The sequence below is a fragment of the Brasilonema bromeliae SPC951 genome (assembly GCF_012912135.1).
GTDB lineage: Bacteria > Cyanobacteriota > Cyanobacteriia > Cyanobacteriales > Nostocaceae > Brasilonema > Brasilonema bromeliae.
On record NZ_QMEB01000006.1, the window covers coordinates 22,242 to 44,728 of the forward strand.

The following is a 22,487-nucleotide window of genomic DNA, read 5'->3' on the forward strand; positions in this document are numbered from 1 at the left end:
GTTCACCCAAGGGAAGGGGTAAAGTTTTTGAAAGAAAAAGACAAACGCTGGAATGAGAAATTTTTCCCAAAAACTTTCACACCTCAGCAGCACCATGAGAGAAACAAGTTCTAAATTCTCTTGTTGCGCCTTTGCTACCAAGGAGCGGAGATTGTCAGCATCATGTTCAATATCAGCATCTGTCAAAATAACATACTCTGGTGAATGTGTCAAGGTTTCTACATACTCAATACCTTGGTGTAACGCCCATAATTTGCCCGTCCAGTCAGGAGGTAAAGGTTGTCCAGAAAGGACGTGTAATTGCTGAGTTTTGTTTAATTCTTGGGCAACACCAGAGGCAATATTTGCTGTTCCATCAGTACTGTTATCGTCTACCAAAACGACGGTGAAATGACCAGGATAGTCTTGGGTGAGTAGCGATCGCAAAGTCACAGGAAGTAATTCAGCTTCATTTCTGGCAGGAACTACCGCACAAATGGCAGGGAACTTTTGTAAATCTGTTTCCTGTCTTATTAATCGTTGGTCACAGCGCCAAAATTGACCCCAAAACCCCAGTAATATCACCCAAATTGTCAAGGATAGAACAGAAAGCCATAGTCCAATTTCACCGCTCATTGTGTTTTCTTTTTTTCATATAGAAAACACATTACAATGTCACGATTAGACAGGCAAAGAATTTTCTTGTTACAGCTTATAAGAAGCAGATGTGGTTGAGGAGTAACGGAAACGATGCAAATTCAAGATAAACAGACAGTTTCCCGTGTCAAGGATGCAATCGCCAAAAATCAGAACTATCTTCTTTCCATTCAATATCCTGATGGATACTGGTGGGCGGAGTTAGAATCCAATGTCACCATAACAGCGGAGGTTGTCCTCCTTCATAAAATTTGGGGAACAGACCGAGAAAGACCATTACACAAAGTTGAAGCATACTTACGTTCTCAACAACGGGATCACGGTGGATGGGAACTTTTCTACGGTGATGGAGGAGAACTGAGCACTTCGGTTGAAGCATACATGGCGCTGAAGTTGCTTGGTGTACCAGAAACAGACCCCGCAATGGTGAAGGCGCGGAAGTTTATTTTAGAACGCGGCGGTATCAGCAAAACTCGCATTTTTACCAAGTTACACCTAGCCCTGATTGGATGCTACAGCTGGCAAGGCATTCCTTCTTTGCCACCTTGGGTGATGTTGTTGCCCGATAATTTTGTGTTTAACATCTACGAAATGTCGAGCTGGGCAAGGTCAAGCACTGTCCCTCTACTGATTGTCATTGACCGCAAACCTGTTTTTGTGACTGATCCAGGAATCACCTTGGATGAATTGTATGCTGAAGGTGTCGAGCAAGCCAGGTATGAGTTGCCCAGCAATGGTGATTGGACAGATTTATTTATTACTCTCGATAATGCCTTTAAGTTAGCAGAAACCCTGAATCTGGTTCCTTTCCGAGAAGAAGGTATTCAAGCTGCAGAGCGCTGGATTTTAGAACGGCAAGAAGCAACGGGCGATTGGGGTGGTATCATTCCTGCGATGCTGAATTCACTGCTAGCTTTGCGCGCTTTGGATTATGACGCAGCAGACCCCATTGTAGAACGAGGACTACGAGCAGTTGACAACTTTGCCATAGAAACTGCTGATACCTACACAGTGCAGCCTTGTATTTCCCCTGTATGGGATACTGCTTGGGTAATGCGAGCTTTGATAGAGTCAGGTTTGGCATCAGATCATCCGGCTGTGGTTCGGGCTGGAGAATGGTTGTTGAGCAAGCAGATTCTGGACTACGGTGATTGGGCGATTAAAAATAAAAAAGGAAAACCGGGGGCTTGGGCGTTTGAGTTTGACAACCGCTTTTATCCGGATGTAGATGATACTGCAGTTGTTGTCATGGCTCTTAATGAGGTGAAACTGCCGAATGAAAAACTTAAAGCTGCTGCGATCGCCCGTGCCGTAAACTGGATTGCATCTATGCAGTGTCAGCCAGGAGGCTGGGCAGCATTTGATATGGACAATAATCAGGAGTGGCTCAATATGATCCCCTATGGTGATCTCAAAGCCATGATTGATCCAAACACAGCTGATGTCACCGCTAGGGTTTTAGAAATGTTGGGCTGTGGTAATTTGTCAATAGATACACGTAACCTAGAACGAGCAATAAGCTATCTCATCCGCGAGCAAGAAACTGAGGGTTGCTGGTTTGGTCGCTGGGGAGTAAATTACATTTATGGAACCAGTGGAGTACTTTCGGCTTTGTCGTTAATTGCGCCAGAAAAGACGCAAGTCAGTATAGAACGGGGTGCTGCTTGGTTAGTCGGGTGTCAAAACTCAGATGGTGGCTGGGGCGAAACTTGTCGCAGCTACAATGATCCAGCCCTCAAAGGACAAGGACCCAGTACTGCTTCTCAAACAGCTTGGGCAATACTAGGCTTAATAGCAGCAGGTCAAGCAACTAGCAAGTTTGCGAAACTTGCTATTGAGAAGGGAATTAACTACCTGTTAGAAACTCAGCAGTCTGATGGGACTTGGTACGAGGCAGATTTCACAGGGACTGGCTTTCCCTGTCATTTTTATCTGAAGTATCACCTCTATCAACAATATTTTCCTCTATTAGCTCTGGGTCGCTATCAAACAATATCAGAGTTATGGTGAGAGGCTGGGTCACGAAACATCAAAGTTAAGTACCGTAAAACTTCGCTTAATTCATAAACAAATATAGTCAGATAAGCTGCTTAATAAGCATAAAGCTATCTGACTATTGCACAACAAATTGGGAATCATATTACCTTCAAGCAGCAATCTGAATAACAATGCTGACTTAACAGCTTACAATCTCAGGGCGAGTCAACCTTTGAGTCGTTATGCTTTGAAGTGGGTGCACCACAATTGCTCTGTCCTAAAGTGTCAATTCATCTTAGAGGAGAAAAGCAGCGAAACAGTCAAGTCTGTCTGGAGTTGGATCACAAATAACAGCCGTCTGCTCATACTGAAAATACGGCATATCAAACAGTTAAAGCATGAAAAACTCTCCACAGGATTTAGTTGCAGTTGAAGACCTTCTTATTGCCGTCCAAATTACAGACACTGATGACATTGTTATAGTTCAAGGTGAAGCGATAGTTGACTTAGCCGAATTCAATCTCACACCTCAAGAAGTTGATAAATTTGAAAAAATACTGAAGACAATAAATGGTAGGCTGGCGGAATCATTTCAAAAACAGTTTCCTGCTACCTCGGTTATCTCTGAAATTCGGAAAAAATCACAGTGCGCAGACGCATCTACCTAAAGATTGAATCCACTTGGTAGAAGCAAGAAGATAACAAAAGTGAGTATTTTTTATCTTAATTAACCGATAACTCACTAAAAACTAAGCTTCTAGCTAGTCTGTCGCTAGAAGCTGTTATTTATGAGTCATTACAATGAATGATAGGAAGTAATAAGTTTTGCTATCTCTATGACCAAATCATCCGGCTCAATGGGCTTTGCCAAGTATGCTTGGAACCCAGATATCAAAGCAAGGTCACGCCCCTCTTGTGTATCCATAGCCGTTACAGCAATAGCAGGAATTCCTCCCAAAGGAGGACTAAGAGTTCTGACTTTACGCATTAACGAATAGCCGTCAACTTCTGGCATAGCAATATCAGAAATCAAAAGATTTGGTTCAAATTGTCCGATGACCTCTAAAGCATCTAAGGCTGATGCTGCAGTCATCACTTGCACGCCATAGCTTTCAAGAATAAAGGTGATTAAGATACAGGTATCAGCGTCGTCATCTACTACAAGTATCCGTAACCCCCCTAAAGACTGAAAATCTTCTATATCATCGTTAGGATGACGATTCTCAGAGTCATTCGACACGATAAAAGTGCCTCCTAGTTGCTTACTCAATGAGGGGGGAAGTCCTGCTGGGAGCTAGGTGGGAACTAGCTACCTAGTGGGCGTTTGAATTATCAGTCATGAAATCAACTTTCAATCATCGTTAGTCTTATTCCCTATGAGATACCTATATATGCCGTCTTCACACAACCCCTAAAAAATTTGATAATTTTAGCAGTTGATATTAAGGTAGCTGGAAACGCCTAATTCAAGCCACCAGCCCCCAAACTTTCGGTTACTCACAGATAGCCTTAATTCTAATAGAACTGTGCAGCTAAATACCGTGAGCAAAGCATTTCTAGGCGTGCTTTCACCAGTCAGCCTTCCACTATTTCTTACTACTCTATCTGTGCATTATGACGAGAGGGTATGAGTAGGAAACGACTATAAATGTACGGATAGCCTGACTTTGCTAAAACGGAACTTAATGATTAGCTAAAAGACATCCAGTAAGACTTGCCAACTAAAATATGACTGATACGATTTCACCAAAATCCTAATAGAATTTACTTGCCTTGCCTCAAGAGCCTCCCCCAATTCATGCAGATCCGACTACCTTACCCCAAGTTATGTTGATTTATAAATTTACAAGACAAAAACCAAGCGCGAATGGGAAAAGCGTGCGAATATAAAGAAAACCTTAAGACGTTAATGATCCATGATCACCCCAAAAATGATGCAACTCCTCTGGGCTGTCATCGAATCTACCCACGTTAGCACCCTTCTGGGGTTTGACGATGCTGCCTTAGTACAATTGCTCCTCAAGCAGTTTAAAACCCAGCAGGTGCTTGATGCTCAGGCAACAAGCCGCCTCAATACTTACATCAAATCTAAACTGCCCCTCATTCGCGACACAGCCGCAGGCAGACTATCCACCGGGCAAGGCAGTTATTAGCACACAAGAGCGAACACACAAAGAGCGTGCAAAACATTTCCTTGGATTGAAATCAGCACAATGTTATGAATCACTGGCTAGGTATTGCCCTGGTAGCTTATCTCATGGGAGCCGCACTTGAGGGGGTAAGTACAGCCAGTCAGCTATCTCAAAAGGTGCCGGAGCTAGCTAAAGGCACACAAGACAACCCTGACGAATCTGACGCTCCACCAACAGGGCGTTGGCAAATTTTCGCAGCCATTGCATCGGTAAGTATTTGTGGAGCTTGCGTTTGGCCCTGCCGCCTGCTCCACCGTTCAATAAAAGGGAAGCAGGATTGCCAAAAGGACTGAAAGGGCATGTAAAGTTCAATATCTATACATTTACACTCCCACAGCTTGTCACCGTGGAAGTGTCAAAGAGGTTTATATTCAAGGTCTTTATAATGGCTGACCTCGTTTGAAAGAAGAAGTTTTATCTTTTATTTAGATTCTCATCTAATTAGTCATTAATTGTAATACTTAATATTTTTTTTAGATTTGGGTTCTGAATATTTTTTTGTTTTTTTCCCATCCAAGATTACCAATAATGCTCCAGATGTTGAGAATTGAGGCTTTTGTGTGGGTAAGAGTGATTTTCCTTATCCCTGTTTCCATAGCGTGCATTGGCAGTCAACTCTTATTTTTGTTAATTTTTCTTTATAATCAGTTACAATTTCATTAGATAGCGGTCTAATTAAGATTGCAAGGAAGGCAACAGGTATGCGGATGCAAGGTGTTTCACTGGCAGAGGCAGCAAGGCGCTTGGGCGTGAGTCAAAGCACTTTGTATGTGGCTGTGCAAAAAGGTCAGATCCCTACTTTTAGAAGAGATGGCAGAACAGTAGTTGCTACTGGAGCATTAACTGAGTATCAAATCAGACAACGCCCAATTTCTGATTATAGACTTTAAACGTTTCAAGATTAAATCACGTATTCACGCAGTTCAAGAGTATGAGATAAGCGCTAGTGATATTGCTTGATCGCTCCTGAGCACTTTCTTATTGGTGCCCGCAACTTCATATCTGAAGGGTGCGCGATGCCTTATGCCTCAGCGTGTTCTTTATGGTTTCCACGCTACCTGGATTTCGTCTGAACAAATGGCTACTCAAGGGAGTTAATGCTCAACCCACATTCTATAGTTGACGTTTTGTAGTCATATTTCTGTGAGAAAAACCAAAGTCAGTAGATCAAATCGATCTACTGATTTTTCGTTTATCTGCGTCTGTCGTGTATTATTGACCAGTAGCATTGATTCTCCAGCTTATGAGTATCCCATTCAATCAAAAATTTGGACTTACAGTTAGTTTTGCTACCTTATTATTTATCGGTTTAGCCAACACTCACCTACGTGCTCAGTCAAAAACTCAACAGCTATCTCAACAACATACGGCGACACAAAATTTATCTCATACTCAACAGCAAAATTCTGCCCTACTTCAACAGCAGATTCCCTCAGCTTCAAGTCAAGAGAATGCTTTTATTGTTCAGCAAACCTCAGATAACAATCTAGACAAACAAAATACTCGTCTTTCTGAGCCAAAGTCAGCACCAACATCAACATATTATCAAGTTATTGACGAGTTACAAAAATATAAATTTAGTGTTCAAGGGAATCAGGTTTTCACTTCCGGAAAATTGCCGACGACGAAAGTTAATTTCAATCAATCAGACTTACTCACAGTTCTCGTTAATACTAGAAAGTATTATCAAGATTACGCTTCAGAAGACCAAAAGGTTTTACGGACAGGAGTACTTGCTACTCAAGGAGTAAGTGTAGAAGACATTCTCAAAACCTTAGACTTCATGATTACTGTTTTGCAAGAAGATATTGCTAATAATCGAGCGACTCGTTTACAAGATCCTAATTTTATCAACACTAATTTCCGTGTTATTAAGTGGTCTGCCTATAACTCTCCAAGTTCTACTAGTCAAAAACAATTGCGAATTACAAAATATGCAGTTTTTACTCATCCAGCTTCTCATAAGAAAACATCTAAATATAACATACCAATTTATAGCTTAAAAGATAACTCAATAGCTGAAAAATTCTACACTAAATATACAAAGCAGGATGTGTTATCAGGTATTTATGAATCAGGTGGTAAAGAATTTGGAAAAGTAGAACCCCTCGCTTACTTAACCCGAGAAGGTTTTGAAGAAGCGCTTATGGAGGGAACAATACTTCTTAATTTTACGGATGGATCCAAAGCACTTTTTAATGTTGATAGAAGTAATGAAATGCCTTATCTTCGAGGAGTTGCAGCCACATCACAAAAGCGCTATTGGTATTTTAGACAAGTGGATGATATCAAGGGTTATGGATATAAGATAGATGCAAAAATTTCTATCAAACCAGGAGTGACTTTTGCTGGAGATGTCTTAAATATTGGTTTAGGTAGAGTGATTGTTCTTGAGTATCCTAAAGATGGACGCAAACAACTACAATTAGGAGTCCTTGCAGATACAGGTGGAGCATTTTTACCTAATCTTCATCAACTCGATTTTTTGGCAGGTATTTTTCAAGGTAGAAAAGATTTTGGGCAGCATACTAGGCAACTACCTGAATATGCTACAGCGTATATTTTAGTGAAAAAGTGAACAAAGAGTTTTTTCAACCACAATCTAATACTCTTGTATAAGTGGATGAAGCATCAGTTCATCAATGACTACATGTGATGGTGCACTGAGCGTATAAATAATGGCATCGGCTACATCGTGTGCGCTCAGCCATCCTTGATGTGCGGGATCTCCCTGAGGTTGTGTATGGAATGATGTGTCAACCAGACCTGGAAAAATAGTGCTTACCTTAATGCCAAATCGTCGAACCTCCTTGCGTAAAGCCATCGAGAAGGCATCTTGAGCGAATTTTGTCGCACAGTAAGCAGTTCCTCCGTCACAAACTCGTTTTGATACATCGGATGCAACCATGACAATGTGTCCGTGTCCTTGGCGCTTCATATGCGGTACAACCTCACGCGAAAACAAAAAGGTACCTGTAACGTTGGTATCAAAAAGCTCCTGCCATTCACCAAGAGAGTACTGTTCAACTTCGCCAAATTTTCCTATGCCTGCATTATTCACCAGAATATCGATTGAACCGAAACGTTCAACGCAGTGTTGAACGGTGGAGACAACAAAAGGTTCTGCTGCAACGTCCCCGGCAAATACTTCACACTGATGTCCCTGGTTTTGTAGGTGCGCTTTGAGTTCACCTAAGAGTTCACTTGAGCGAGCAACTAACGCAAAGCAAATCGTATTGTGTGTTTCAAGCCTTGACACCAGTGCTCTCCCGATGCCTTTTGTGGCTCCTGTGATGAGGATTGTTTTCTCTTTTAGCATGAATACATTACTGCTATGGCTTCTGGTCTGGCATTGTTATCCTTCTTTTCTACAACAAACATCTTAATATGCAATATTTCTACATTGAACTAAACAATTTAAGCATGAATAAACAGTAATATGGAACTTCAATATTGATTAACGACTGTGCAAGGTGCGGCGCTTGGCGACAACATACCCGGAGAGCGCTATCGTTACTTTGTCCGGCGATGTCCGAGCAAATGTCGCGTAAATGTATCAGTGATTCTACATTTGTTTATATAATTGAATTTTTCTCGCCGACTTACTTATAGCGACCAAGATGCTCGCACTCAGTTCACACGCATTGAGATGTTCCCACTGAGAAGCTCATATAACTTGGAAAATCTTATAACCACACGATTAACTCCAGTATTTCACATCAATATACTGTGAGGTTATTACGCATTAAGTGTGTTAAAAATGTGCGTGACACCATTCATGACGCCCATCTATAAATGATGTGGAGTTTTAAGTATGTTTCGTGATACAACGACTCGTCCTGAATTATTGGCAAGGATTGCCGATAATCAGCACAATCCCCGCCAGATTATCAGTGTGCAAGAATTAAAGGTTTTGAACGAGCGCTCTAACTGGAAAGGGCTGGTTCAACTGGCTTTTCATCTAACCGTCACTGGATGCAGTGGCTACCTGTGGGCGACAAACTTTGGCAATTGGTGGTTGGCAATACCAGCATTGGTGATCTACGGTTTTAGTATTGCTTGCATGTTTGCGCCTATGCACGAATGTGGTCACAGAACCGTTTTCGTTAACAATCGTTTAAATGAAACTGTTGGTTGGTGCGCAGGTTTACTATCATTTTACAACAGTACATTTGACCGTTACTACCACAAGTGGCACCATCTCTACACTCGCATTCCTGGCAAAGATCCGGAACTAACTGAGCCTAAGCCGAGCAATCTGGGTAAATACTTGTTAATAATCAGTGGTTTACCTTGGTGGGAAGGAAAGATACGCGGGCATTTTCGCGCCTGCATCGGTCAACTTGACGATTGCCCATTTGTGCCACGGACAGCACGAGGTGAAGTGATTCGATCCACTCGATTACAATTAGCTGTTTATGCAGGGGCGATCGCTCTTTCATTTGCAGTCAGACAGCCTTGGTTTGTGCTTTATTGGCTGCTACCGCTCGTTGTTGGTCAGCCGATTCTGCGTTTTCTTATGCTGGCGGAACATACAGGTTGCACTCTTGACGCTAATCTGCTCACGAATACGCGTACAACGCTAACACTTTGGCCTGTGCGATTTCTCACGTGGAATATGCCGTTTCATGCAGAGCACCATTTGTACCCATCAATTCCGTTCCACGCGCTGCCAAAAGCCCATAAGCAATTGAGTTCGCACTTTGCCCACATTGATTCGGGCTATATAAAAGTCAACTGGGATATTGTGTCTAAACAGGGAAAGTCGGCGGTATGACAAAACTTCTTTGTTGATACCCCAACTGTTCGAGGGTTACCAACCCTCAGGAAATCATCTTTTCCAACGCCATTTGCAAATCTTGCGTTATCTCATTAACAGCGCCTCTTGCTGCTTGACGACTTGTCTGATAAACTGACCAACGTTGTGTCACTGAAATTGGCTCACCTACTGTTAACCGTGATTTTCGCCAACCTAACCGAGGTCGTGCAGGATTTTTCTCCCCTTTTATCCGTGCGATGACGTCAAATAAGATTAAAGAGGTTTCGGCAAATCTCTCAAAAGTAGGCTTTTGTTGAACATAAGTTCCTGTGACAGCGACAAAACTCTCGGCTAGGCGCATATGTAGTATCCGCAAAGATGCCTCTTCAGCAATCCAGTCTGCCAAGCCGCGCTCCATAGGTGATAATGCATGCAAGTTTGGCAAATCCTTTCTGTGGATATCATCCCAGCTTGCTGACTCTAAGCGGCGACAACGCTCAATGATAGTTCCTTGGCTTTCCAGTCCAAAAAACTGCTCAGCTGCTTGTAGGGAATTATCTAAAACCGTCTGCAGTCGAGCCTCAAGTACGTGGTTACGACTTGCAGATGGATTTATTTGCGTTGTGACTGGTGTACTTTGATGGTAAAAGCGAGCGTAAAATTGTTCCATTTGGGAAAGGATATGTTCACCAAGGCACAACAGTCGCTCATAGAAAACTTTTTCTCGCTCAACCAGGTTTGATTCACCAACTTTTTGCACTTGTTTGCCGCAATCTGCTTCCAATTTGCCCAAAAGCCAATCTAGTTTTGCCCAAGATGGATTGATGTAGCGATACTGATTGGCGATTGGCACAATAAAAACTTCCTCAGTTCGGTTCGCTTTAAGCAAATCTTCTACACACCAGAAGCCCATATGAGCAACACCAGGTTCTAAAGGGCTGACAATTTCGCTATGTCCATTAGTTGCGCCTTCAGGAGCTACACTCATTGGTAGTTGACCATTGGCGAATAAATCCCGCGCTGTCCGCATACCAACCTTGTCTAGCCGCTTACCTCGATGAATCGGAAAGCCCCCTAACCCAGAAAAGAACCAACCTAGCCAATCCCCAGCCCACAGAGTCATCCCCCGGTCATAGAGAAAATGAGAATGAATCGGATATTGCAATGAAATTCCCCTTTGATGAGCAACTTTCGGTACAGCGTGGGAGAGTAAATACATCATGCAAAGGGGATCATCAACCTCTGGGTGGCGAAATGCCATTAAAAAGCGAATTTTGCCAGCTTGAAATTGTTGGTAGAGATCAACTAGCCTCTCGACATTCACAGTTTCAACCTCCGCGATACCAGCTGGTAACCACGGTCGAGTCCGAAACCGTAGCAAAACAGGCAGTGCCCATTTGGTGATATGGTACACTACTGGGTTAAAATGCTGGGGAATAAACTCTAGGGGCGGTTGAGCTTGTTGAATCGAATGAGGCAAGGTGGTTCTCCAAGGTGTGTTTGTGACGCTCCTACACCGACTGCAAGCAGTACGGTGTGGGCTTCTGGCAGAAATTATCTTTCGGTGAACTTCGTTCGTGGTACTCCAACTGTTTTCCACTACCGCAGTTTATAGTCAGGTTCGCGTCCTGCCCGACTTGAATAACCACAGATACGGCTCTATGTCAAGCCACATCTTCGGTAATTTTGGAATCAGCCATTATTTATGAGCCAAAAAGACCACCAAAGTTATAACCAACTCCTATTGATAAACCTATATCAGTATCACTGAAAAATGCGGCATTCAAAGCAGCTGTTGCTGTAAATCGAGGAGTTATGGGCACATCAACTCCACCAGTTACAAGAAAGGCAACCTCAGAACCATTACCAGTGTTGATAGCTGCACCTGCCCCGATGTATGGGGCAATAGGTAACGGAGCAGCAAAAGGATCTGATAACTGCTTGAATGAAAGGTCGTAGGTTACGGGAATTAAGATACTTGTGTTGTCTCCGATCACTGCTGCGGGTCGCACTGATATGGCATTTGTTAGCCCGATTTTGCTGATAACCATAAAGTTACCATCACCCAAAGCAGAGTTACCACCGAGACCAATGTTGCCACCAATTCCAATATAACTTGAACCACCACGGGTTGGTCTGCCTGGGTCAACACTAATATCTGCTTGTGCCACTTTAGATTTAGACGATTGAGAAGTTGATTGTTGAACTTCTGCATTCTGGGAATCTATGAGTGCTGCAGATGAAGTTGATGTTGTCCCAGGAACAGGTGTAACTACATTATTCGCGGCTTGTGTGCTCGTTGGTAACTGCTGCGGGTGATTTACATTTGATACTGGCGATAAATTATCTTGTACAGCAGTGGACTCTACCGGAGTAGGGCTAAAAGCTGGTGGGTAGAACCTTTCTACTTCAAGATTTACCTGATTAACAAACGCATCAGTGCTGGGAGACTTGATGAACTGCTGAGTGCTTGTGGAATCTACCGTTTGGGCACCAGCAGATAAACCGCTTCCCAAAACCGCCATAGCCGATAAACTCAGCAAAGAAAATACATTTTTACGGGAAATAATAATGTTCACGTTCACTCCTGAATATTGCCTAAATGGATAACAGTTATGTGGTTTTTAGTCAAGTTTTGGCAATATCCACTATTAAACATCAAAATACCAATTTCCACATCTTCTATTTGACTAGATTACCTAAAGTTTGAAATAAGAATTTTGACGCATAGATTCTCAGTTTGACAGATGACAAAAAATATTTATATCATGGGAAATATAGGAATCCAGTTTGGTTTATGAGCGAACTCGTTGAGCTAGGGAACTCTTAACGCTTAACAGGGAACATAAACTGTACCTAGCTGAACAAAAATCAAATACGAGTCCTATAGATCTATTGGTAATAAGAATCTAAAGCAATAAAAGAAAGCTCTAAGCTACATCAGCTCGTTTTCTTATAAAAGAATGAGATTTGACTGGCTCTGACGCTCCAAGTACTGACTCTTGTAAAAGCAGCATCTGCGAAAGTCTTTTGGCGCATAGCAGATACAACATACACAATCATTAATTTGGAAACAAATTTTTTCCAAATTAATGTTCTTCTTAATACACTATTTATCTTATTATAGCTTTATACAGTTTTCATACATGGCTCAAAAGTGTGCAAATTTTGGTCAAAACCCTTAAAAGGACTATATTTTAGACTTTTGCTAACTGTAGATACACTGAAATTATGTCGTTTTTTTTTATGAAAAATATGTGAAGTGACGATTTTGCTTTACATTTTCATGATAAATTGTCACATGTAATTTACATTTACAGCCGTAAAAGTGAAACATTCAACAAAATCAAACCGTAAATACGCCTAAAAAATCGAGAACTAAAGCACATTGCTGATCTTATATCCAAGTACTCCTCTCGTCCTTATGTTCTACAGACACGCTGCTTTGAACATGAAGTGTGCACTTTGGGTTTATGGGACACTGACTCGCGCTCATTCAAAATTCAAAAAGCTTTGATTCTGAGCTTTCTAGCTGTTTTGAATCATATGCTCCGCGCCCAACGTACTAGTAACGAAATATTGTATCGGCTATAGAAAACCCAATTCAGTTAAGTGTTCTCAGTTGGATCATCAAAACAGAACTGATGGCGTGGAGTGTACGCAATACTCTCAAAGGCGATGTTTCCTGTGTGGGGTGAATCGTCAAATCCTCTAGAAATTCATAATTCTCACATAACTCTCATTGAAATCTGTTCATTGGCTGAAAGATAGGTGTTATACACAACTAGGATGAAAATGTAAAATCAGCGCATTACCGAACTCTCAATATGCTCTCTCCCTTCTCATTATCTGCTGAGTAAATTAACCGAAAGTAAATCTAAGCCCAACTGTGCAAGCTATGAACAAAGTCAAAATTTTGAACTTGGAGATTGACAATTTATCGAAGTTAGAGTTGTTAGAGAAATTGCAATCGGGAGTAGTATTTACACCCAATGTTGATCATCTGATTAAACTACAAGAAGACCCGGAGTTCTTACAAGCATATAGCATTAGTGACTATAAGGTTTGTGATAGTCAAATTCTCCTTTACGCATCTAAGTTTTTGGGGACGCCAATAAAAGAGAAGATCTCAGGTTCAGATTTGTTCCCGGCTTTCTATAATTATCACAAGAACAATCCAGACATCAAAATTTTTCTTTTGGGAGCAGGTATAGGGATAGCCAGCAAAGCTCAAAATGAAATCAACCGGAAAACAAGCAGGAATATTATTGTTGCTTCCTATTCTCCACCTTTTGGATTTGAAAAAGACGAACAAGAGTGTCAGAACATAATTAACATGATAAATAGCTCCGGTGCTACTGTCTTAGTTATCGGAGTTGGTGCCCCAAAGCAAGAAAAGTGGGTATGCAAGTACAAAAATATGCTACCTCATATAAAGATATTTATGGCGCTGGGTGCCACTATTGATTTTGAAGCAGGAAACTTGAAAAGATCTCCAAAGTGGATGAGTGAAGTTGGTTTAGAGTGGTTGTTCAGAATTTTCTGTGATCCAAAAAGATTATGGAAAAGATACTTAATAGACGATCTTCCTTTTCTCAGATTAATTTTGAAACAAAAACTCAATTTATACATAAATAAAGAACACAAGAAGAAAAACCCGATTTGGCAAATTGCTAACAAATTTTAGGTCTGGCTTTAACACTCACTTTTCACTTACTCAGCTAAGTTTGCTAAGTAAGTTTTTCGAGATAACATTTCTGGTGTAGTATTGAGTCCTACTTTCTCTATAATTTGCTCCCAACGGTACAGCCAGTCATGACGCAGTAAGGAATTCATGAGATTATCTTTACGAATTCTATTTAGATGATCAGGTCGTGCATCTAATTCTGCTATGATATCGGCTACATTAGCAGCATCGTAAGGAATTTCAATTACTGCATTAGACCAGTTAAAGTAAGTTGTGTAAGCTTCACAAACTGGAGGAGTCCCAATCATAACTGTTTTCCCTGCAGTTCCCTCGAAAAAGCGAGAACCTAACTCATCTTGACCACCTGTTTGACTGTTTATTATTCTTAATGCTACTACTTGATTAGTTAACGCAGCACCTGATTCAAAAGTTTCTGCTTATCAGTATTGATACTTTTCCAGTCATCTAGTAAGATACCTCCGGTATCTTTACTATTGGGATTCCAGCACCAGTAGGTAAAGCTTAGCTTTTTCTTGTCAACGTAATCAACGAACTGTCGCTGCCAAATTCCCTCTTTAGATTTAGTATCTACTTGATTTCCACCAAATTCACCAATCCAAATCGGGGCGATACCTTGAGTCGCAATATAGTGAAATCCAATCTCCAAACGTTTATACAAATTACCAGGAAGTATCGGTTCTTTAACCCACGGGAGATGAGAAGCTGCGTACTCATGAGGAGAATATACTAGCTTTTTTGGCACCTTCAAACGCACTGGGTATTTCAGCACACCTTCTAAATTCGCACCCCAAGCATAGATTGGCTGTTTCTGACCTGGCACATTTCCCACAACTCCTTCTACCAAAATCAGCCATTTTGGGTTTACACTAAGAATTTCGTTTCCAGCCCGTTCTGCTGCTAACCGCCAGTCTGTGGCGCGATCGCCTGTTCCCCAACTAGCAGAACCATGAGGTTCGTTTTTCAGATCCGCCCCAATAACATTGCTTTGGTTTTTATAGCGCTTTGCCAAAAAAGTCCAAGTGTCAATCCAGTCCTTTTCAGTAAAACCGTCACCATACCATAACTCTGGAATCTTGTCATCTTTAAGAGTGTGACTGTCTAAAAGAATAAACAATCCCTGACGCTGCGCCTCCTGAATAATCATGTCCATGACCTCTATTGGAGTCTTAGCTTGAAAATCTTTATTTGCACCAATATAAAAATCAACACCACTGATATCACGAGAACGCAGTGCTTGTACAGAATATGGCAAGCGAATGACGTTGTAACCCAGACTTTTCATCTGAGCAAGCATATCTTTGTAACTTCTCACCCAAAGTCCATGAGGAACATGATGTATTTGTTCTATCCCAAACCAGTTGACGCCACGCAGTAAAACAACACGATTTTTAGCATCAATAATCGCAGAGCCACGAGTAGACAAAGGAGGGACAATAGTCGTAGCAGCTTCGCTTCTTGCCATGTCAAATTGCTTTACAAACAACGGCGAACAACTACTGAAAATTGTGTAAAGTAACACTAAAGTCAAGCCAACTGCAATGTTTTTTGTGATTTGTCCCCACTTTTTGTAATAGTAAGCAATGGAAAAACCAATATTGCGTACTATGGTAAAACCCTGTTTCACAAAAATTAGTCTACTCACAAGACATCGTTAGTTATTTGATAGAACTACATACCTGCTGCGTCTGCAACTTTATCTAGGATTCTGCCCAAAGCTGCTCCTGCAGCATCACAAGAAAAATGTTCTTCAGCATAGCGTTTAGCTGCTTGACCAAGACGGTTGCGTAGTGCTGGGTCGTTCCATAACATTTCTATCGCCTGCATTAAGTCATCAACAGATTTCGGTTCAACTAACAAACCTGTCTCGCCATGCTGAATATAATCTTCTGCTCCATGACAACGGGTGGCGATGATTGCACGACCCATGAGCATAGCTTCTACAATAGTGACTTGTCCTGCTGCTGTCACTTGGGGCAATGGACGCAGAGGTACGACGCTGATGCGCGCCTCTTGAGCTAAACGCAGGCAATCTGCCCTCTCAATGCCAAACGGTGTTTTTACATTCGGCGGAATGGTTAATCCTTCTAATGCACGTTGGCTTGATGCGACAACCGTTGGTAGGTTTAGCTTTTCTACTGCTTGGAAGAAGGTGGAAAAGTCGCGATGAGCAGAACCGAGTGCTGTGATAAAAGGATGGGTCGTATTCTCTTCATATGTTATGGGAATCTCTGGTTGATGATAGGGGACAAATTCAAAACGCTCCTTTGGGATTCCCAACCAGTGGTGGTAGATATCTACTTCATGGCGTGTGTGGACAACAAAGTGATCAATGTGTTTTAGGCTAAATTGGGCGATCGCCTGCCGAATCCCACTAGAACAGGTGCCAACATTAAATAACCAAGCTACTACAGGAATGCGCTTCTTGCCAGTCATCCGTTGTTGCATTCCTATGACTGCTGGTAGCTGAGGAAAAAGGGTGATCACGCCCCCCTCAGACGCCTTCATCGCTTCCATACCATGTTGCCAATATATTAGCCAACTTCTGAATCCAGTCACAGAAGATTTCTGATTGTGCCAGTTTCCTAACGGTTTTGAACGTGGAACGATATGGAACTGGTGGCGATCGCCGGGAACATTTCGAGTTAACCAAGGCTCGTTTACGAGGTTCTGTTGGTTAATAAAAGGGGCTGCAATTGTCCAATGCATATAAATTGAGAATACCTATGTAGAAATTCTTTATAGTATAAATGACTCACCATGTACAATATGCTTTCATGTTCTTTGAATCTGTTTTTGTCAGTTTACAGTAAAGACTTCTTTGTTGATATCCGACACAACACCTTCGACGACTTGAGGACCGAACAGTGACTCAAGCAATTCTTGCTCAACATTAACCTTTAGGGGAGTTGATAACAATCTCACTATTTCTTCGGCGAAAGATTGAGCATTAACAGCTATTTTAAAAAGTTTTCTCACCTCTTCTGGCAAACCAGCTATTCCCTGAGGTGTAGAAACAATAGGTCTACCAGAGACAAGCATTTCTATAGACTTTATACTCACCCCGCTACCTGTTAAAACCGGATTAATCAGAACACGTCCCGACTGGTAAACTGCTAGAGAGGATGCTGGATTGATGCTTAAAGAGACACCTTGGTGTTCCTCACATAGTTGCTTGACTTTCTTTACAGGATTTGAACCAGCGATTAGCACTTTAACAGTGGGTAATGCAGAGCGTATAATCGGAAAAACCTGTGTTATGAACCAGACTATACCAGCTACGTTGTTGTCAACTTTTAGGTTCCCTAGAAACACAACGTCATACACAAGATTGGCGCTGATTTGATCATGGGCTTGTTCTGAATAATTATCTTTAGGAAACTCAACAATAGGCGGTAAGTAGCGCCCATTCCTAAAGCCTTGACTTTGCCAAAATTTGAAGTCATCTACAGAGATATCGTAGAATAAAGTACTCTTTTTCAGTAAGTCTTTTTCAAAACTTTCCAAGTGAGATACTGACAAATATCTTTTGAGCTTACTTGTAAAGTCTGTTGTAGATGCAAGTAACCGACGGTAATATAGGTACTCTATATTGTGAGAGCGAGTGATCAGGGGTACATTTAACTTTTTGCTTAACTTATCTGCGATTTCTCCACCGTGAATTCCATCCAACCAGATAACATCAGGATGAAAAAGACGGACACCAGAAAGCAGAGTCGTTAACTCTTTTCCCCTGACAATCCGAGAAGTCACTTCTAAAGGATAATGTAATAAGTCAATTGCCCTACGAGCAAGAGAGCCTAGTGTACGTTTAAATGGTATGAGAGAAATTTCTTTTACATATTTCTTAATTTCAGCTATTTCCTCTGGTTGTAGCGGTTCATTGATCCAAGATATGAGTTGTAACTCCACGCCGATATTAGAGAAGGCTTTTATTCTTCGCCACATCTCTACTCGCGCACCACGATTCGGAGGGTAGGGAATGTCATGACATATTAAAGTAATCTTCATAATTTTAATACGTTCTCAATTTATTCTTCCTTCTTCGTCTGCCATCACACTGAGATAATAGTTGTATTTTTTTGCTTGTTCATACTCCACAGCCGTTGAGAAAATTATTGATATGTATAATATCCAAAAGATACTGTTAGTTGCGACAAGAGTGCTTTCTGTGACGTTGGATAAAAATAAAAACGTCAGATACATTAAAGGCCATAAACCTTCTACCACTTTAGTCGCTCGTAACCACATGACTCCTCTTATACAGGCGGTTACATAGCTTATGCAAAAAACGATTAACCCTACTATCCCCAATTCTGCCAATAAATCCATAAAGCCATTGTGACCATAAGGACATTGCCATTCCAAGGTGCGCCAAAGGTAGGCTGTCACCTCATTATCCCAGCTTTGCCAAACCGCATTAAAACCGTAGCCTAATAAAGGGCGTTCCCAAATTAGCTCAAACATGACTCCCCAAATATCTGTGCGTCCTGTCAGTGTCAAATCCCTACCTAATGCAGTCGCAATGACTGGTAAATTATCTAATAACAAGATAGCTATGCTTCCTACTAAAAGAATCACAGTTAGGACTGAAGGAATGACTTGGTTATAATTGCCTCGCAAAGCTTTATAAAGTTGCAAAATAGTTGTCAAACTCAGAAAAACAACGAAGGCTGTTTTTGATGTTGAAAGAATGATTAAAATCGCTGAAAGAACAAAACCAACCCACAGAATCCATTTATATTTTTGTTGAGATTTCTGTTGATAAAGGGAGTTATCAACACAGAGTAAGAGAAAGACTATAGTGCTGACATTCATGAGACGACCCAAGTGGTTTTTGTGCGCTATGACACCTCGCCAAGCTCCCGCGTGAGCACCTTCTTCCTGAAAGGTCATTAAACCATAAGATGGCAGTGCTATAGCAAACACAAAGCTTAGTAATATTATTAACCCGAACATCCAGGCTAATAATTCTAATTGCTCCCTCATGGTGTAACGTGTAGCTAAGTATACTCCAAATCCCGTTGTCCCCAAAAGAAGTACACCACGACGTAGGGTAAGATCTGGTGCTACTGTCCACAACACGGATGCTAATGCAATTCCTACCAGTAGCCAGATCCAAATGTCTTTCTGGGCAACGTACAAAAAACTTTTCCTGTTTTTAATAACCAAGAAGAGAGTCACGACATAGACTCCCATAAACAGGATTGGAGTGTATGGATCTTGGCTCGCATCCACAGAATCTTCTTTTTCTATAAGAATAGGTATCAAGGCACTTGTCGAAAAAAACAGAGTCAATACAACAAATACCTTTTCGGCTAGCCTTGATAATCTGTGCATGGCAACTCTATTTGCAATAACTCATTAGCCGTCTCAAGAAAAATTTTTGAACAGAAAAACTAAATAAATTTACCGTCTAAAGACTATCCTCTTTAACTCTCGTATAATTATGTCCACATAAGTGATTTTTGATTCATCCTAAGTTTTGACTTTACTTTATCTTTATTAGCAAACTCATTTTTATGAATTTTATGTAAAGAAGAGCAGAACACATACGTAGGAGGGTATGTTAGAGGATACTGAAACTAGCAAAAATCTGGTATATTTATCCCTATCATCAGGGAGTACTCTGCGCAAAAAAAAACTAATGGGTGCAGAGTCTGTAACCGCATCACCTTGTTGGATGTTAGCCGTACCGTACTCACGCTACCATTTTTAGTTGCAAATGCAACACCATTGCAAATAGTTATCCCGTTTGTGTTTCTGGCAAGTTGGCTAGAATTCAGTATCTAAAAATATAGATTGACAAAATCGTGTATTCAATATGTGTGAATGGGAAAACCAATGCCAACTAAGGAACAAAGCTTGCAGTACTTGAGAAATTCCAATACTATCTTGAAAGAGCCGTATTTGTTCTGGAGAAGACCAGAAGGTGAAGAAGAAAATACAGGTTTTAATCAGGTTTTATCTGTATTGCGTCGTCGCTTAGGTTTGATTGCTAGTGCGACAGTTATTGTGACGACAGTGGCTATTGCGTGGACAGCAACTCGAACTCCAAAATATGAAGGGAAGTTTCAGATATTAGTTGAACCATTAAAAAGTGCTGATAGTGAGTTACTGCTTTTGCTATCGGAAACTTTAAAGCAAAATATCAACGAAATCACCAAACAGAATAAAACCGACATGGATTATCAGGCTTTGATGGAGGTTTTAAAAAGTCCAAAGCTGATAGAGCCAGTTGTTAAAAATCTGAAAAACCGCTATCCAAACATTAGCTACGATCAACTTGTTGGCAGTGATGTGTCTGGTAAAGTGTCTCCTGAGCGAGTTGGTACGCTACACATTAGTCGGCTTGGTAAAGGCAAAGACCTATCAAGAGTTGTGGAGGTTCGCTATCGAGAATCCAACCCCCAAAAAGTCCAGTATGTTTTAGAGCAGGTATCACAAGCATATCAAAACTACAGTAAAGAACAACAGCAAACAAATTTACGTCAAGGAATAAAATTCATTGAGCAGCAGATTCCCAAAATACAATTCCGGGTGAATACACTTCAAGGACAAATGCAAGTGTTCCAAAAGAAGCACAATATGTTTAACCCGGAACTTCAGGGTAAGCAATTGCTCAACAGAGTTGATGAACTCAAAACACAGCGCATAGAAATTGAAAGAGGCTTAGCTGAAACTCGCTCACTTTCTGCTTCTTTGCAAAAGCAATTGGATATGTCAGAGAATACAGCGATCGCCGCATCAGCCTTGAGTGAATCACCCCAATATCAGCAAGTCCTCACTCGTCTGCAAGAGGTAGAAACAAAAATTGCCACAGAGTCAACGCGCCTGACTGACAACAACCCAGTCATGCGGAATTTGCGCGAACAGCGACGGAAACTGCTACCTTTAGTACAGCAAGAAGCAAAACTAGCATTAGGCAGGAATGGCGGGAGGGATAACTCCCAAGTCGGAGTTTATCAAAACTCGGTTCGCCGTGACCTGATCAAACAACTGGCTGATACCGCTAACCAAAATCAGGCCTTAGAAAGTAGCCTCCAAGCTAATCAAAAAGCAACGGCTGAGCTAAATCAACAAATTCAGGAATATCCTGCCCTTTCACGTCAGTATGCCAATTTGCAAAGGGAATTGCAAGTTTCTAGCGACACTCTCAACCAGATTTTAACTAAGCAAGAAGCACTGCGGGTAGATGCTGCTCAACAAGATCTTCCTTGGGAAGTGATTACGCCTCCCACACTCCCTCGTGACAAAAAAGGTCATCTCGTACCAGTAGGACTCAATGGTGAGCGTAACATTGCATTAGGAGTTGTTGGAGGTTTACTCTTAGGAACTCTGGCTGCTTTTGTTCTGGAAAATTCGCAAAATGTCTTTCGCGATTCTGAGGAAATCAAACGTACAACCAAACTACCAGTTTTTGCGGTCGTTCCTTTCCATAAAGAATTGCGACACCCAACTTCTGTCACTGATAAACAACTCCCATTAGCAGATCAAAAAGGAAAAAATCAATTTGCACCACAGGTAAAAGCAAAGACTCAGGAGTATCAAACAACAGCTTTTACCGAAGCTTTTTGCTCTCTTTATAACAGAATAAACTCTCTCAAATCACAAGCTTCTATCCACTCAATAGTCGTCACATCAGCGACAAGTGGCGATGGAAAATCTACAGTAGCAGTGAATTTAGCAAAGATAGCAGCTCAAGCAGGTCAAAAAGTGCTACTAGTAGATGCTAATTTACGTCATCCTCAAGTTCATCATGCATTAGGTTTAGTTAACATCAAAGGACTTAGCGAGATACTTTTTCTAGGTATAGATTTTAATGATGTTGTTGGACAAGCACCCAGAGAAGAAAATCTTTTTGTGATCACGGCTGGTGATGCACCACAAAATCCCACAAAGCTGTTCTCATCTCAAAGAATGGAGAATTTCGTGGAGGAAGCCCATGCAAACTATGATTTAATTGTGTATGACGCACCACACATTATGGGACTTTTAGACACAAGCATCTTAGCAAATCGTGTCGATGGAGTTTTGATGGTTGCAGGACTTGGTAAAACAGTTCGTCCTTCTTTGCACCAAGCCTTGGAAGAATTAAAAACTGGTCAGGTTCCAGTCTTGGGCATAGTAGCTGATACCATTGAACGGTAGCTAGTAGCAGACAGTGATATTTTCGTCACTCGTTAGTTGTCTGAAAGATAATAATAAGATCAATTCA

The 22,487-nt window shown here is 41.3% G+C and carries 19 protein-coding genes; 9 read left to right on the plus strand and 10 right to left on the minus strand.

The window, feature by feature from the left end; all coding sequences use genetic code 11:
- Positions 1 to 615, minus strand: a 615-nt coding sequence (locus DP116_RS28915; RefSeq protein ID WP_246275437.1) for a glycosyltransferase, incomplete at its 3' end; no start/stop codon positions are given.
- Positions 616 to 729: 114 nt separating this feature from the next.
- Here DP116_RS28915 and shc point away from each other — a divergent pair.
- Positions 730 to 2,646 (plus strand): squalene--hopene cyclase, encoded by a 1,917-nt coding sequence (gene shc, locus DP116_RS01600; protein ID WP_169153505.1) that lies wholly within the window; start codon positions 730 to 732, stop codon positions 2,644 to 2,646.
- 365 nt (positions 2,647 to 3,011) lie between these two features.
- Complete coding sequence (locus DP116_RS01605; RefSeq protein ID WP_169153506.1) at positions 3,012 to 3,281, plus strand: hypothetical protein; 270 nt, start codon at positions 3,012 to 3,014, stop codon at positions 3,279 to 3,281.
- Between the two features lie 128 nt (positions 3,282 to 3,409).
- On the opposite strand, the gene DP116_RS01610 is transcribed toward DP116_RS01605, so the two are convergent.
- Positions 3,410 to 3,853, minus strand: coding sequence for a response regulator (locus DP116_RS01610; RefSeq protein WP_169153507.1), 444 nt, complete (start codon positions 3,851 to 3,853; stop codon positions 3,410 to 3,412).
- 676 nt (positions 3,854 to 4,529) lie between these two features.
- Here DP116_RS01610 and DP116_RS01615 point away from each other — a divergent pair.
- The 4 genes from DP116_RS01615 to DP116_RS01630 all read left to right on the plus strand — a co-directional run bounded on the left by DP116_RS01615 (position 4,530) and on the right by DP116_RS01630 (position 7,383).
- Positions 4,530 to 4,766 (plus strand): hypothetical protein, encoded by a 237-nt coding sequence (locus DP116_RS01615; protein ID WP_169153508.1) that lies wholly within the window; start codon positions 4,530 to 4,532, stop codon positions 4,764 to 4,766.
- Between the two features lie 65 nt (positions 4,767 to 4,831).
- Entirely contained in the window at positions 4,832 to 5,098 is a 267-nt protein-coding gene (locus tag DP116_RS01620) for a hypothetical protein (RefSeq protein WP_169153509.1), read from the plus strand.
- A gap of 414 nt (positions 5,099 to 5,512) precedes the next feature.
- Positions 5,513 to 5,695, plus strand: coding sequence for a helix-turn-helix domain-containing protein (locus DP116_RS01625; protein ID WP_422614238.1), 183 nt, complete (start codon positions 5,513 to 5,515; stop codon positions 5,693 to 5,695).
- Between the two features lie 353 nt (positions 5,696 to 6,048).
- Complete coding sequence (locus DP116_RS01630) at positions 6,049 to 7,383, plus strand: hypothetical protein (protein WP_169153511.1); 1,335 nt, start codon at positions 6,049 to 6,051, stop codon at positions 7,381 to 7,383.
- 24 nt (positions 7,384 to 7,407) lie between these two features.
- On the opposite strand, the gene DP116_RS01635 is transcribed toward DP116_RS01630, so the two are convergent.
- Positions 7,408 to 8,124: an SDR family oxidoreductase gene (locus DP116_RS01635; RefSeq protein ID WP_169153512.1), complete on the minus strand. Its 717-nt coding sequence runs from the start codon at positions 8,122 to 8,124 to the stop codon at positions 7,408 to 7,410.
- A 495-nt stretch (positions 8,125 to 8,619) separates the two neighbouring features.
- On the opposite strand from DP116_RS01635, the gene DP116_RS01640 reads away from it, so the two are divergent.
- Positions 8,620 to 9,582 carry a fatty acid desaturase family protein gene (locus tag DP116_RS01640; RefSeq protein WP_169153513.1) on the plus strand — a complete coding sequence of 321 codons (963 nt, stop codon included), beginning with the start codon at positions 8,620 to 8,622 and terminating at the stop codon, positions 9,580 to 9,582.
- Positions 9,583 to 9,628: 46 nt separating this feature from the next.
- On the opposite strand, the gene DP116_RS01645 is transcribed toward DP116_RS01640, so the two are convergent.
- Both DP116_RS01645 and DP116_RS01650 read right to left on the minus strand, forming a co-directional pair.
- Positions 9,629 to 11,044, minus strand: a complete 1,416-nt coding sequence (locus DP116_RS01645) for a 1-acyl-sn-glycerol-3-phosphate acyltransferase (RefSeq protein WP_169153514.1) — start codon at positions 11,042 to 11,044, stop codon at positions 9,629 to 9,631.
- 223 nt (positions 11,045 to 11,267) lie between these two features.
- Positions 11,268 to 12,143 (minus strand): hypothetical protein, encoded by an 876-nt coding sequence (locus DP116_RS01650; RefSeq protein WP_169153515.1) that lies wholly within the window; start codon positions 12,141 to 12,143, stop codon positions 11,268 to 11,270.
- Positions 12,144 to 13,462: 1,319 nt separating this feature from the next.
- Here DP116_RS01650 and DP116_RS01655 point away from each other — a divergent pair.
- Positions 13,463 to 14,251 carry a WecB/TagA/CpsF family glycosyltransferase gene (locus DP116_RS01655; RefSeq protein WP_169153516.1) on the plus strand — a complete coding sequence of 263 codons (789 nt, stop codon included), beginning with the start codon at positions 13,463 to 13,465 and terminating at the stop codon, positions 14,249 to 14,251.
- A 26-nt stretch (positions 14,252 to 14,277) separates the two neighbouring features.
- On the opposite strand, the gene DP116_RS01660 is transcribed toward DP116_RS01655, so the two are convergent.
- From DP116_RS01660 to DP116_RS01680, 5 genes are all read right to left on the minus strand, one after another.
- Complete coding sequence (locus DP116_RS01660) at positions 14,278 to 14,559, minus strand: hypothetical protein (protein WP_246275438.1); 282 nt, start codon at positions 14,557 to 14,559, stop codon at positions 14,278 to 14,280.
- A gap of 98 nt (positions 14,560 to 14,657) precedes the next feature.
- Positions 14,658 to 15,896, minus strand: a complete 1,239-nt coding sequence (locus tag DP116_RS01665; protein ID WP_343038229.1) for a glycoside hydrolase family 5 protein — start codon at positions 15,894 to 15,896, stop codon at positions 14,658 to 14,660.
- Positions 15,897 to 15,940: 44 nt separating this feature from the next.
- A complete protein-coding gene (locus DP116_RS01670; protein WP_169153517.1) occupies positions 15,941 to 16,978 on the minus strand; it encodes a glycosyltransferase family 4 protein in 1,038 nt (345 codons plus the stop codon).
- Between the two features lie 90 nt (positions 16,979 to 17,068).
- Entirely contained in the window at positions 17,069 to 18,280 is a 1,212-nt protein-coding gene (locus DP116_RS01675) for a glycosyltransferase (RefSeq protein WP_169153518.1), read from the minus strand.
- A 15-nt stretch (positions 18,281 to 18,295) separates the two neighbouring features.
- Positions 18,296 to 19,609: an O-antigen ligase family protein gene (locus DP116_RS01680; protein ID WP_169153519.1), complete on the minus strand. Its 1,314-nt coding sequence runs from the start codon at positions 19,607 to 19,609 to the stop codon at positions 18,296 to 18,298.
- A gap of 504 nt (positions 19,610 to 20,113) precedes the next feature.
- Here DP116_RS01680 and DP116_RS01685 point away from each other — a divergent pair.
- A complete protein-coding gene (locus DP116_RS01685) occupies positions 20,114 to 22,420 on the plus strand; it encodes a GumC family protein (RefSeq protein WP_169153520.1) in 2,307 nt (768 codons plus the stop codon).
- The last annotated feature ends 67 nt before the right edge of the window (positions 22,421 to 22,487 follow it).

Bases quoted from the DNA above. Each gene is read 5' to 3' on its own strand.
- shc (WP_169153505.1), top strand. From the start codon at position 730: ATGCAAATTCAAGATAAACAGACAGTTTCCCGTGTCAAGGATGCAATC.
- DP116_RS01605 (WP_169153506.1), top strand. From the start codon at position 3,012: ATGAAAAACTCTCCACAGGATTTAGTTGCAGTTGAAGACCTTCTTATT.
- DP116_RS01615 (WP_169153508.1), top strand. From the start codon at position 4,530: ATGATCACCCCAAAAATGATGCAACTCCTCTGGGCTGTCATCGAATCT.
- DP116_RS01620 (WP_169153509.1), top strand. From the start codon at position 4,832: ATGAATCACTGGCTAGGTATTGCCCTGGTAGCTTATCTCATGGGAGCC.
- DP116_RS01625 (WP_422614238.1), top strand. From the start codon at position 5,513: ATGCAAGGTGTTTCACTGGCAGAGGCAGCAAGGCGCTTGGGCGTGAGT.
- DP116_RS01630 (WP_169153511.1), top strand. From the start codon at position 6,049: ATGAGTATCCCATTCAATCAAAAATTTGGACTTACAGTTAGTTTTGCT.
- DP116_RS01635 (WP_169153512.1), bottom strand. From the start codon at position 8,124: ATGCTAAAAGAGAAAACAATCCTCATCACAGGAGCCACAAAAGGCATC.
- DP116_RS01640 (WP_169153513.1), top strand. From the start codon at position 8,620: ATGTTTCGTGATACAACGACTCGTCCTGAATTATTGGCAAGGATTGCC.
- DP116_RS01655 (WP_169153516.1), top strand. From the start codon at position 13,463: ATGAACAAAGTCAAAATTTTGAACTTGGAGATTGACAATTTATCGAAG.
- DP116_RS01660 (WP_246275438.1), bottom strand. From the start codon at position 14,559: ATGATTGGGACTCCTCCAGTTTGTGAAGCTTACACAACTTACTTTAAC.
- DP116_RS01670 (WP_169153517.1), bottom strand. From the start codon at position 16,978: ATGCATTGGACAATTGCAGCCCCTTTTATTAACCAACAGAACCTCGTA.
- DP116_RS01675 (WP_169153518.1), bottom strand. From the start codon at position 18,280: ATGAAGATTACTTTAATATGTCATGACATTCCCTACCCTCCGAATCGT.
- DP116_RS01680 (WP_169153519.1), bottom strand. From the start codon at position 19,609: ATGCACAGATTATCAAGGCTAGCCGAAAAGGTATTTGTTGTATTGACT.
- DP116_RS01685 (WP_169153520.1), top strand. From the start codon at position 20,114: ATGCCAACTAAGGAACAAAGCTTGCAGTACTTGAGAAATTCCAATACT.